The organism is Micromonospora sp. RB23 (genome assembly GCF_053585025.1).
The window spans coordinates 4,379,202-4,391,567 of sequence record NZ_CM132111.1 but is presented as its reverse complement, the minus strand read 5'-3'; the positions used below and the strand labels follow the sequence as shown (position 1 = coordinate 4,391,567).

General features: G+C 69.0%; 9 protein-coding genes. 7 read left to right on the top strand and 2 right to left on the bottom strand.

Annotated features, from left to right (window positions below; all coding sequences use genetic code 11):
- The first annotated feature begins 48 nt into the window (after nucleotides 1-48).
- The 6 genes from ACTFTM_RS20125 to ACTFTM_RS20100 all read left to right on the top strand — a co-directional run bounded on the left by ACTFTM_RS20125 (nucleotide 49) and on the right by ACTFTM_RS20100 (nucleotide 8,437).
- Nucleotides 49-2,223, top strand: coding sequence for an alpha/beta hydrolase (locus tag ACTFTM_RS20125; RefSeq protein ID WP_449562021.1), 2,175 nt, complete (start codon nucleotides 49-51; stop codon nucleotides 2,221-2,223).
- A 106-nt stretch (nucleotides 2,224-2,329) separates the two neighbouring features.
- Nucleotides 2,330-3,670 (top strand): ABC transporter substrate-binding protein, encoded by a 1,341-nt coding sequence (locus tag ACTFTM_RS20120; RefSeq protein ID WP_449562020.1) that lies wholly within the window; start codon nucleotides 2,330-2,332, stop codon nucleotides 3,668-3,670.
- 79 nt (nucleotides 3,671-3,749) lie between these two features.
- On the top strand, nucleotides 3,750-4,691 hold the full coding sequence (locus tag ACTFTM_RS20115; RefSeq protein WP_449562019.1) for a carbohydrate ABC transporter permease: 942 nt from the start codon (nucleotides 3,750-3,752) through the stop codon (nucleotides 4,689-4,691).
- Nucleotides 4,692-5,576: a carbohydrate ABC transporter permease gene (locus ACTFTM_RS20110; protein WP_449562018.1), complete on the top strand. Its 885-nt coding sequence runs from the start codon at nucleotides 4,692-4,694 to the stop codon at nucleotides 5,574-5,576.
- Between the two features lie 42 nt (nucleotides 5,577-5,618).
- A complete protein-coding gene (locus tag ACTFTM_RS20105; protein ID WP_449562017.1) occupies nucleotides 5,619-7,346 on the top strand; it encodes an IlvD/Edd family dehydratase in 1,728 nt (575 codons plus the stop codon).
- Between the two features lie 77 nt (nucleotides 7,347-7,423).
- Entirely contained in the window at nucleotides 7,424-8,437 is a 1,014-nt protein-coding gene (locus ACTFTM_RS20100; protein WP_449562016.1) for a LacI family DNA-binding transcriptional regulator, read from the top strand.
- A gap of 60 nt (nucleotides 8,438-8,497) precedes the next feature.
- On the opposite strand, the gene ACTFTM_RS20095 is transcribed toward ACTFTM_RS20100, so the two are convergent.
- Nucleotides 8,498-9,907: a poly(ethylene terephthalate) hydrolase family protein gene (locus tag ACTFTM_RS20095; RefSeq protein ID WP_449562015.1), complete on the bottom strand. Its 1,410-nt coding sequence runs from the start codon at nucleotides 9,905-9,907 to the stop codon at nucleotides 8,498-8,500.
- A gap of 85 nt (nucleotides 9,908-9,992) precedes the next feature.
- A complete protein-coding gene (locus tag ACTFTM_RS20090; protein WP_449566679.1) occupies nucleotides 9,993-11,483 on the bottom strand; it encodes an endo-1,4-beta-xylanase in 1,491 nt (496 codons plus the stop codon).
- 417 nt (nucleotides 11,484-11,900) lie between these two features.
- Here ACTFTM_RS20090 and ACTFTM_RS20085 point away from each other — a divergent pair, with 417 nt between their 5' ends.
- Nucleotides 11,901-12,365 carry a hypothetical protein gene (locus ACTFTM_RS20085; protein WP_449562014.1) on the top strand — a complete coding sequence of 155 codons (465 nt, stop codon included), beginning with the start codon at nucleotides 11,901-11,903 and terminating at the stop codon, nucleotides 12,363-12,365.
- Nucleotide 12,366: the final 1 nt, after the last annotated feature.

Sequence of the window (12,366 nt, the reverse complement as noted above, 5' to 3'; positions counted from 1 at the left end):
GCCGGCCAGCGGGTCGCATCCGCTGCCGGCACAGGAAAGGAGTGGAGCGTGACAACCGCACCGTATCACGGGCGCTTACGCCGCCTCAGCGTACGCCGATTCACGGCGGTGTTCAGCGCCGGAGCCGTCGCGATGGCGGCGGCCCTGTTCGCACCGCAACCGGCAGCGGCGGCGGACACGCCGTGGCTGGACGTCTCCCCGGACCGCTACGCCTCGTTCACCGTTCCGGCCGCGTACGTCCAGGAGCACCTGGGCACCGTCTCGCAGGTCGTCGTCGAGGGAAACTTCGGCCCGTCCGCGGCGTGGACGGAATTCGGCCTGACCCGCCGCGGTGACGTGTGGTCGGGCGTGCTCGGCGCGCTGACGCCCGGGCTGTACCGCTACCAGGTGACCGCCGACGACACCAAGACCATCAAGGACCCGACGAACACCACGAGCGTGGCGTCCGACCCGCTCCTGAGCACCTTCCTGGTGGCGGGCGACTCGGCGCGCTGGCTGGCCGACGCCCCGGCGGGCACCGGCGGCACGGTCGGGACGTTGACCTACCGGGTCCGCGACGAGCAGCGCTCGGCCCTGGTCTGGACGCCACCCGGGTACGCCGCCAGGAAGCCGAAGGGCTACCCCACGCTCTTCCTGGAGTCGGGGAACGACGTGGCCGCCACCGACTGGCTCGACCTCGGTCGCACGAAGCAGATCCTCGACAACCTCTCGGCGGCGGGCGCGATGCAGCCGATGGTCGTCGTCATCGCCGACAGCGCGGACGACCGGGAGCTGAAGGATCTCCGCAAGGCGGTCGCCGACAACTACCGGGTCCTTCGCGATCCGGCGCACCAGGCCATCGCCGGCGTCGCCGACGGCGCGGCGCGGGCGGCCCGGGCGGCGTTCGCCAAGCCGGGTCAGTTCGGCTACGTCGGCTGGTTCTCCGGCACGTCGGCCCCGACGATCGACCGCAGGGACGCCACGGCGCTCCACCACCTCACGCTTCTGCGGCTCTACACCGGAAACGTGACCGACCCGGCGTACAACAGCACCTACCGGCTGACCAAGGCGTTGGACCGGGCCGGCGTCCGGTACGAGTTCGACGGCGTCAACCCGGACGGCGGCGGGAGCTGGACCACCTGGCAGGAGAACCTCGTCGACTTCGTGCCACGCCTGTTCCGGCACGTGGCGGACCACGGACCGAGCCCGGGCCACGGGCGGTTCACGGGCGAGTTCACGCCGCCGCCGGCCGGCACCACCCCGACGCCCTTCGTCACCGAGGACGGGTTCGTCACCTTCGAGACCACCACGGACTTCGCGGACGCCCAGCACGTCACGGTGTGGGCCAACATCGCGCCGGGCGGCAGTTGGCTGCGCGTGCCGTTGACGCGTGACGGCGACCGGTGGCGGGCGACCGTGGGGCCGCTGAAGCCCTGGTTCTACTACTACCGGCTCATCGTCGACCGGGTGCCCTTCAAGGACGTCTCGAACCCGACGAGGGTGACCACGGAGCCGATGTGGAGCACCTTCCTCGTCCCGGGCCCTGCGGCCCGACTGTTGACGGATGTGCCCGCCGGCCAGGGCGGCAAGGTCGAGAGCATGACCTACACCAGCACGGTGGCCGGTCAGGACCGCACCGCGCTGGTGTGGACCCCGCCCGGGTACGACCCGCAGCGGGCGCAGCCCTATCCCGTCCTCTACCTCCAACACGGTGGTGGGCAGAACTACACGGACTGGGTCGAGATGGGCCGGGCCAAGCAGATCCTCGACCACCAGTTCCTCGACGGCGACCTCACGCCCATGGTGGTCGTGATGGGCAACGGCAACTCGTCGGACTTCAACCGGGAACTGCTGGAGAACATCGTGCCGACGGCCCGGTCCCGCTACCACGTCTCCAGCGACCCGTCCCAGCAGGCCCTCGCCGGGCTGTCGATGGGTGGAGGGCAGGCGTTCGGTGTGCTGAAGGCATACCCGGGCCAGTTCGCCTACGTCGCGGCCTTCTCGGCCGGCTTCGGCAGCGGCACCGGCGTCGACGTCGCGGCGATCAACAACGGCACCAAGATGCTGCGGCTGTACGTCGGCGACCAGACCGACTTCGTGTACCCGAGCTTCATGGCCTCGCTGACCACGATGGACACCCTCGGTATCCGCTACGAGTTCGACGGGGTCACCCCCGGGCCGCACGGCTGGGACGTGTGGCAGAAGAACCTCATCGACCTGGCGCCCCGTCTGTTCAAACGCTAGGAGCCTGCCCGGGCGACGCCACCGGGGAGCGGGGTCCCAGCGCCCCGGTGGCGTCGCCCGGGCAGGGATGTCTGTGCACCGCCACCTTCCGAAGGGAACCATCTCAATGAAGAGAAGACGCATACTCGCCACGGTGGCCCTGCTCGCGGCCGGGAGCGGCCTGGTCGCCTGCTCCTCGGACGACGGCGGCAGCGACGCGAGCAACTGCACGAACACCATCACCAAGCAGAACGCGCCGGTCGTGACGATGTGGGGCTGGTACCCCAACACCCAGCTCGTCGTCGACAACTTCAACAAGCTGCACGACGACGTGCAGGTCTGCTGGACCAACGTCGGTCAGGGCGGCGACGAGTACGACAAGTTCCAGACGGCCATCTCGGCGGGCACCGGAGCGCCTGACGTGATCATGGTCGAGGCGGACCGGATCCCGACCTTCCAGATCCAGGGCGCGCTCGTCGACATCAAGCAGTACGGCTACGACGCCGTCAAGGCCAACTACGGCGAGGGCGCCTGGAAGGACGTGTCGGTGGGCGACGCCGTCTACGGCGTACCGGTCGACGGCGGCCCGATGGGCATGATCTACCGCAAGGACATCTTCGACAAGTACAAGATCACCCCGCCGAAGACCTGGGCGGAGTACGAGCAGGCCGCGCAGAAGGTGAAGGACGCCGGCGGCCCGTTGTTCGGGGACCTCGGCGCGAACGTCCCGGCGGTGATGATGGCGCTCCAGATCCAGAAGGGCGCCTCGCCGTTCACCTTCGATCCGGCGCAGCCGAAGTCGATCGGCGTGAAGCTCAACGACCAGGCGTCCAAGGACGTGCTGGACTACTGGGGCGGCCTTGCCAAGAAGGGCCTCGTCGGTACGCAGGACCAGTTCACACCCGAGTACATCTCCGGCGTGATCAACGGGAACTACGCGACGTACATCTCGGCGGCGTGGGCGCCGGGCTACCTCACCGGCGCGGGCGTCGGCAAGGGCCAGGACACCGGCAAGTTCGCGGTCGCGCCACTGCCGCAGTGGGATCCGGCCAACCCGGTGCAGGTGAACTGGGGTGGCTCCGCCTTCTCGGTGACCAAGCAGGCGAAGAAGCCGGAGCTTGCGGCGAAGGTCGCCTACGGGCTCTACGCCGACAAGGAGTCGCTCACCGACGGCTGGACGAACCAGATCATCTTCCCGCTCAACCTCGCGGCGCTCAAGGATCCCGCGTTCGTCGACCTGAAGGTGGCGTTCTTCGACGGCCAGCAGGCGAACAAGGAGGTCTACCTCCCCGCCGCAGAGGCCTACAAGGGTGTGTCCTACGCGCCCTTCGGCCAGTACTACCTCGATGCCATGACGAAGCAGATCAGCGAGGTCATCAAGGGCTCGACCACGGGCTCCCAGGCTGCCGACAAGCTCCAGGACGACGTGGCGAAGTACGCCAAGGAACAGGGCTTCACCGTTCAGTGACCGCTCTGGGTGGGTCGTGCCGGCGGTGGCCGGCCGGCCCACCCACGACCCCCGCGTCCACGCCTTTCGGAGACCACAGATGACAGTCCTGACCGAGAAGCGCACTCCGCATCCGCCCAGCGGGACGCGCAAGATCCGTGGCAAGGTGCACCTCCGCGAGCACCTGATGGGGTGGCTCTTCGTCGGGCCCTTCGCGATCGTCTTCCTGGCGTTCCTCATCGCGCCGCTGGCGTACGCGTTGTACCTCAGCCTCTTCCAGAAGAAGCTCATCGGCGGCACCAGCTTCGTCCTCTTCGACAACTACACCAAGGCGTTCACCGACCCGAGCTTCCTGTCCGGAGCCTGGTTCGTCATCCGCTTCTCGCTCGTCTCCATCCCGCTGCAGATCGTCCTGGCGCTCGTGATGGCCCTCATCCTGGACGCGGTGACCACGCTGTTCGCGCGCTTCTCCCGCCTCATGATCTTTCTTCCGTACGCGATCCCCACCGTCATCGGCGCCGTGATGTGGGGGTTCCTCTACAGCAAGGGCTTCGGCCCGCTCACCGACATCTTCGGGCTGTTCGGCGCCACCGCACCCGACTTCCTGGGTAGCAACCTGATCTTCTACGGCCTGCTCAACGTCGTCACCTGGCAGTGGGCCGGCTACTACATGATCATCCTGTACGCGGCGTTGCAGGGCATCGACCCGACGCTCTACGAGGCCGCCCGGATGGACGGCGCCGGACGGTGGCAGGTCGCGACGCGGATCAAGATCCCGCTGATCGCGCCCGCGCTCATCCTGATCCTGGTCTTCTCGCTGATCGGCACCCTGCAGTTCTTCAACGAGCCACAGATCCTGCGGTACCTCGCCGCGGGCACGATCGGGGCCGACTTCACCCCCAACATGTACGCCTACCAGCAGGCGTTCTCGCTCGCCAACTTCAACTACGGGTCGGCGATCTCGTTCGCGCTCGGCGGCATCGTCTTCATCTGCGTGTACGCCTTCCTGTTCTTCACCCGCAAGCGGAGGAGCTTCCTCTAGATGGCCGACCGCACCAGCGTCCGCGCCGGCGTCCGCCGGCCGCAGCGCTACCTTCCTCTGCAGATCCTCCTCGGCTTCCTGGTGATCTACTTCCTGGTGCCGTTCTGGTGGGTCGTCGTCAACAGCTCCAAGGACGCGCCGGGCCTGTTCGGCGGCGGCAACACCCTGTGGTTCTCCGACCAGATCGACTACGTCGGCAACCTCAGGCAGCTCTTCACCTACGACGGTGGCATCTACCTGCGGTGGATCCTCAACTCCACGCTCTACGCGATCGCCGGCGGAGTCGGCGCCACGGTTCTGGCGGTCATGGCCGGCTACGGGTTCGCCAAGTACCGGTTCGCCGCACGGCGCTTCAGCTTCGCCGTCGTGCTCGGCGCGCTGATGGTGCCGGCCACCGCCCTGGTCATCCCGACCTTCATCATGTTCTCCCGGCTCGGCCTGACGAACACGGTCTGGGCGGTGATCCTGCCGTCGCTGCTCAACCCGTTCGGCGTCTACCTGATGCACGTGTACGCGCGCGACGCGGTGCCGGACGAGCTGCTGGACGCGGCGCGGGTGGACGGCGCGGGGGAGGTGCGCACGTTCCTGCAGATCGCGCTTCCGCTGATGCGTCCCGCGGTGGTCACCGTGCTGCTCCTGTCGGCCGTGGCGTCCTGGAACAACTACTTCCTGCCCCTGGCCATGCTCTCGGACAACCGGCTGTTCCCGGTGACCGTCGGTCTCGGCCTGTGGCAGGGGATCGCCTCGGCGAACAACTCGGGAGGCACCTCCCTGTGGAGTCTCATCATCCTGGGCTCGCTGGTGTCCGTGATCCCACTGGTCATCGCGTTCTTCAGTCTGCAACGACACTGGCGTGGCGGCCTGTCCGTCGGTGGCCTTCGCTAGGTCGCGCCGCGCGACCTTGGGGCATGACAGAGAGGTGTGCTGATGTCGACGACAGATCGGCCGCTGCGCAGCGCGCAGTGGTTCGGCGCCGAGGGCCGCAACGGGTTCATCCACCGGTCCTGGATGCGCAACCAGGGATTCGCGGACGACGTCTTCGACGGTCGCCCGGTGATCGGCATCGCCACCACCTGGTCGGAGCTGACCCCCTGCAACGCCCACCTGCGCGACCTGGCCGAGTCGGTGAAACGCGGCGTGTGGGAGAGCGGCGGTCTGCCGCTGGAGTTCCCGGCCATGAGCCTGGGCGAGCCCCTCATGCGTCCCACGACCATGCTCTACCGCAACCTGCTCGCCATGGAGCTGGAGGAGTCCGTCCGCGCCAACCCCCTCGACGGGGTGGTGCTGCTGTCGGGCTGTGACAAGACCACGCCGGGCCTGCTGATGGGAGCGGCGAGCGTCGACCTGCCGACGCTGATGCTGACCGGCGGGCCGATGCTCAACGGCAAGTTCCGCGGCCAGGACATCGGCTCGGGAACTGTCGTCTGGCGGTTCACGGAGGAGATGCGGGCCGGTCGGATGAGCGCCGCCGACTGCGCCGAGGCGGAGGTCGGCATGTCCCGCAGCCGGGGCCACTGCATGACGATGGGCACCGCCTCCACCATGGCCTGCGTGACGGAGGCGCTGGGCGTGCAGCTACCCGGGGCCGCCGCCGTACCCGCCGTCGACTCCCGGCGGTACGCGCTCGCGCAGGCCGCCGGTCGGCGGATCGTCGCCATGGTGGGCGAGGACCAGCGACTGTCCACGGTGCTCACCCGCGAGGCGTTCGAGAACGCCATCCGGGTCAACGCCGCGATCGGCGGCTCCACGAACGCCGTCGTGCACCTGCTCGCGATCGCCGGACGCCTCGGCGTGCCCCTGTCGCTGGAGGACTTCGACACTCTCACCGCCGACGTCCCGCTGCTCGTCAACCTCATGCCGTCCGGGGCGTACCTGATGGAGGACTTCGCCTACGCCGGCGGCCTTCCGGTGGTGATGAAGGAACTCGCGCCGCTGCTGCACACGGAACACGTCACGGTCAGCGGCCGGAGCGTGGCCGAGAACGTCGACGGCGCGCAGTGCTGGAACAGGGACGTCATCGCCACCATGCAGGAGCCGTTCCAGGCCGCCGGCTCGGGCACCGTGGTGCTGCGCGGGTCGCTCGCGCCGTCCGGGGCGGTGCTGAAGGTCTCCGCCGCCTCCCCCCACCTGCTCACGCACACCGGTCCGGCGCTCGTCTTCGACCGGATCGAGGAGTACGTCGTCGCCGCCGACGACCCGGACCTCGACGTCACGCCCGACACGGTGATCGTCGTCCGCAACGCCGGCCCACGCGGCTACCCCGGCTTCCCGGAGGTGGGCAACGTGCCCATGCCCCGCCGGTTGCTCACCGACGGCATCACGGACATGGTGCGGATCTCGGACGCCCGCATGAGCGGCACCGGCTACGGCACGTGCGTCCTGCACGTGGCGCCGGAGGCGTCCGTGGGCGGCCCTCTCGCGCTGGTGCGCACCGGCGACATGGTCCATCTCGACGTCGCCACCCGCAGCCTCGACCTCCTGGTCGACGAGGCGGAACTCGCCGAGCGTCGCTCCGCCTGGAAGCCGCCGCCGCCGGTGGCCGACCGGGGCTGGGTACGGCTGTACAGCGAGCACGTCCTCCAGGCCGACAGCGGTGCGGACCTCGACTTCCTGGTCGGGGGCAGCGGCAGCGCGGTGCCCCGCCACTCACACTGACGGCCACGCGAACGTACGAGGTAACCACCCATGGAAGAACGGACGGCCCGCCAGTGACAGTTCACGCGGAGAAAGCGGTGGCGACCGCCCACCGGCCAGCGGTCATGGCGGATGTCGCCCGCCTGGCGGGCGTGTCACACCAGACGGTGTCCCGGGTCATCAACGGAGCGCCCGCGATCAGGCGCGAGACGCGGGAGCGGGTCCTCGAGGCCATCCGGCGACTCGACTACCGCCCCAACACGGCCGCCCGTGCGCTGGTCCGTGGACGGTCCGGGATGATCGGCATCATCGGTACGGCCAGGACGCTGTTCGGCCCGACGAGCATCCACCGCAGCGTCGAGGACGCGGCCCGCGCCGCCGGCTACTTCGCCACCTCGGTCAGCCTGGAGGAGGTGACGGTACGGGCGCTCAGCGACGCCACCGAGCACCTCATGCGCGTCGGCGTGGAAGGCGTCGTGATGATCGCCGGCAACGACGAGGCTCTCGAGGTGGTGCGGATGACCCGCTCCCGGGTGCCCTTCGTCGTGGTGGAGGGCGACCTGTCCAGGGCGAGCGTCACCGTCGGCGTCGACCAAGTGCTCGGCGCCCGGATGGCGACCGAGTACCTGCTCGGCCTCGGGCACACCGAGATCGTGCACGTGTCCGGTCCGCTCAACTGGGCCGAGGCCCGCGCCCGCCGCGACGGCTGGCGTACGGCGATGCTGGCGGCGGGCATACGTCCGCCCGAGCCCGTCGAGGGTGACTGGATGGCCCACAGCGGCTACCTCGCCGGGCTGCGGATCTGCGAGATGCGCGGCACCACCGCGGCCTTCGCCGCCAACGACCAGATGGCCATCGGCGTGCTGCGCGCGCTGCACGAGCGTGGCCGACGGGTGCCACAGGATGTCTCGGTCATCGGGTTCGACGACGTGCCCGAGGCGGCGTACCTGATTCCGCCGTTGACCACGATCCAGCAGGACTTCGCGGCGGTCGGTCGACGGGCCATCACGGCGGTCACCCAGGCCATCGACGACACGGTGCCACAGCCCCTGCCGTTGGTCGTTCCCACGCTCGTGGTGCGTGCGAGCACCGCGCCGCCGACCGGCACGTGACACGCGGACGCCGCACGGCGGGGCGGGCCCGGCGTGACGCCGAGCCCGCCCCCGGTGCGGTTACGACAGAGCCGCCAGCCGGAACTGCTGGTTGGTCTGGCCGTGGCAGTCGTAGAGCTGGATCTGCGCGCCGTTGGCGGTGCTCCAGACGTCCAGGCAGCGTCCGGACTGCACACTGCTGATGGTGCCGTTGGAGTTGATGTTCCACTGCTGGTTGGTCTGGCCGTGGCAGCTGTAGATCTGTACGGCCGCGCCGTTGCCGGAGCCGGCCGCGTCGAGGCACATCGTGCCGTACACCTGGAGTTGTTTACCCGAGGTGTAGGTCCAGGACTGGTTCGCCTGCCGGTTGCAGTCCCAGAGGTTCACCCGCGTGCCGTTGGTGCGCGACGCGTTCGGCACGTCGACGCACCGGCCCGACTGCGCGCCGATGATCTGGCTGGCGGAGCCGGGTGGGGTGGTGGGCGTGACGGTGGGTGTGGGTGTCGGGCTGCCCGTCGGGGTGGTGGTCGGCGTCGGACTGGTCGGCGTCGACGGCAGCAGCGGGCAGGTGCTGCGGTAGGTCACCACGCCGCTGTTGTCCAACAGCGGGCACAGGAACTGGCTGTACCGGGCGTCGTTGTCGAGGAACATCTTGACGAACGGCAACATGGTCCGGACCATCACCGGGTTCGACCGTCCGACCATGAAGCCGTGATCCGCGCCGGCGACCTCCAGGTAGACGCTCTCGGTGGTGCTCGGGATGCTGTTGTAGAGACCGGTGGCGTAGGACGGGGTGACCACCGTGTCCGCCTGACCGGCAAAGATCATGGTGGGTACCCGGTCGTTGGCCAGGTTCGACGACGGCGAGTACGGCGCGATGCCGACCACGGCCTTCAGCGACGGACGCCGCATGGCGGCGCTCAGCGCCCCACCGCCGCCCATGGAGTGGCCGGCGACGGCCAACCGGTTCGGGTCGACGCGGTCCCGGACGGGGCTCTGCTGCGTCAGGTAGTCGAGCGCGGCGAGGAGTTGGGTGCCGCGCGCGGTGTCGAAGTCGTTGCGGCTGTTGGTCTCGATGCCGATGACGACGAAGCCGTGCGAGGCCAGCCACGGTCCCATCCAGGCCAGTTCGGCGGAGAACAACGCCGTGTAACCCGGTGAGATCGCGATGGCCCCGAAGGTGCCCTGGCTGGTGTCGGTCGGGTAGTAGATCCGGCCGCCGTTGAAGCCGTACCCGGTCGGGACGGCGACCGACGTGTTGGCGAAGGGGCCGTTCACGGCGGTGACGCTGGTCCGGGTGGGGTCCGGGCCACGCTGGTACGGGTTGTCGGCGGCCGAGGCCGACCCGGTCGTCAGGGTGATGGTGAGCAGCCCGACCGCGGCGGCCATCCCGGCGGCGGCGAGCGTGAGCAGCCGTCCCCGGATGCCGGACGACCTGCGGTCGACAGGGGTGCCCGCCGGGGGCGGCGGGTGGTCTGCGGGTCCTCGCACTGTCGGTACCTCCTGGGGGTGGTGGTGGAAGGACGAGGGGCGGGCGGGCTCGTCCTGCGGTGAGCCCGCCCGCCCCGACGGATCGTCAGGACGAGTACCGGAACTGCTGGTTGGTCTGGCCGTGGCAGTCGTAGAGCTGGATCTGCGCGCCGTTGGCGGTGCTCCAGACGTCCAGGCAGCGTCCGGACTGGACGTTGCTGATGGTGCCGTTGGAGTTGATGTTCCACTGCTGGTTGGTCTGGCCGTGGCAGCTGTAGATCTGGACCGCCGCGCCGTTGCCGGAGCCGGCCGCGTCGAGGCACATGGTGCCGTACACCTGGAGTTGTTTGCCGGAGGTGTAGGTCCAGGACTGGTTGGTCTGCCGGTTGCAGTCGTAGAGCTGCACCCGGGTGCCGTTGGTGGTCGAGGCGTTGGGCACGTCGACGCACCGGCCGGACTGCGTGCCGACGATCTGACCGGCCGAGCCCGGTGGCGTGCTGGGCGTGGGGGAGACGGTGGGGGTCGGGCCCGGCGTCGTGGGCGTGGGCGTGGTGCCCGGGCCCGCGCTGTTCAACGCCTCCAGGGTGGCCGTGTACGCGGCCTTCTTGTTACCGCTGCAGTCGAAGAGCAGCGGCGTGCCGCCGGAGCGCCACGAGTCGCAGTCCCGCACTCCCCACACGGTGAGCCCGTTGCAGCGCGCCACGGCGAGGCAGTCGTTGACCACGCTGCGGTAGGTGTTGGCCTGCGTCGTGCCGGAACCCTCGATGTCCAGTTCGGTGATCTGCACGTCCACCCCGAGGGCGGCGAAGCTGGACAGCGTCGTGCGGTAGTTGCTGTTGTACGGCGAGTTGGCGTTGAAGTGCGACTGGAACCCGACGCAGTCGATCGGCACTCCCCGGGACTTGAAGTCCCGCACCATGTTGTACACGGCCTGGGTCTTGGCCCAGGTCCAGTTGTCGGTGTTGTAGTCGTTGTAGCAGAGCTTCGCGCCCGGGTCCGCCGTGTCGGCGGCGCGGAACGCCGCCTCGATCCAGTCGTTGCCGGTGCGCTGGAGGTTCGAGTTACGACGCGCCCCGCTGTTGCCGTCCTCGAACGCCTCGTTCACCACGTCCCACGAGTAGATTTTGCCCTTGTAGTAACCGGCGACGCGGTTGATGTGGTTCAGCATCGCGCTGCGCAGCGAGCTGCCCTCCATGCCCTGCATCCAACCCGGCTGCTGCGAGTACCAGGCCAGGGTGTGGCCCCGGACCTTCCACCCCCGGGAGAGGGCGTGGTTCACGATCCGGTCCGCGTTGCCGAAGGTGAAGTTGTTCTGCTGCGGCTCGGTTGCGTCGATCTTCATCTCGTTTTCGGGCGTCACGGCGTTGAACTCGCGGTTCAGGATCGTCGTGTACGCGCTGTCGCCGAGCTTGTTGGCGGCCACAGCGGCACCGAAGTACCGGCCGGACTGGGCCGCCGCCGCGCCGAGGGTCGTCTCGGCGGCCTGCGCCAGGTTGGGCAGCATCGATACGACCAGGGTCAAAATTATCGCAGCAGTTCCGGAAAGAGTGAACGCGCGTAGTCGGGTACGCCCGGGGGTACGGGGCCGGGAAACCATGCTGATCCTCCGGTGGTGGGTGGGGAGAACTGGGTCGCTCTTCGGGTGGGTGACTCCGCTGCGCTGGCCGCGGTCGCGATGCTGGGGTCGCTCCCGCGGGTCGACGGTCGCGTGCGTTGTCTGGGCGACTGTGGCCCGCCTGACCAGCGGCGGAAGGTGGCGGTGGGGGGCGGTGGTGGACGCGGTCGGATGCTTCGTGATGGGGCCTGGCGGATCGGGTGAGGCGCCTCCGGTGCGGGAAATGATCATGATGACGATCACACTGATCGATGTCTCAGGCTCGCAGAAAATTCCGGCTTTATCAACCGGTAGTTTCGGGGCTGTTGCGAGACAGGGTGTCGGGGCGTGAGCCGCGTCAGACGCAAGATCGGATAACGTCCGGCCGTCGGTCTCTTCCTGTTACTCCGGAGTGTTCACGTGGTCTCGACCTCGCTGCCCCGCACCACCCTGCTCACGGTGACGGCCACGCTGCTGGCCGCCATCACGGCCGGCTGTGGCGACGGCAACGAGACCCAGCGGTACGCCGACCGCGTACGGGTGGAGGGATTCACGTTGGTCAGGGCGGCGTACTCGAACGGCGAAGGTCGGTCCTACCTCGGGCCGGCCGGCGAAGGGACGCCCACGGTCACCGCCCCCGGGCTCACCCTGACCTCGGGCGGCACGGACACGTCCTACCTGTTCTACGACTACCTCGCCACCGGCCGGGGCACCGCCTCGGACACCGGCACCTGTTCGGTGACCGTGTACGAGATCCGGGACCGGGCCAAGGCCGTGGACTACCTCGACGACGACCTGAACAGCAGCCAGCGGCGGGCGGTGCGTGACGGCACGTCGCGCATCGTGCATCTCGACGTGCTGTGCGACGCGCAGGCCGACACGTGAC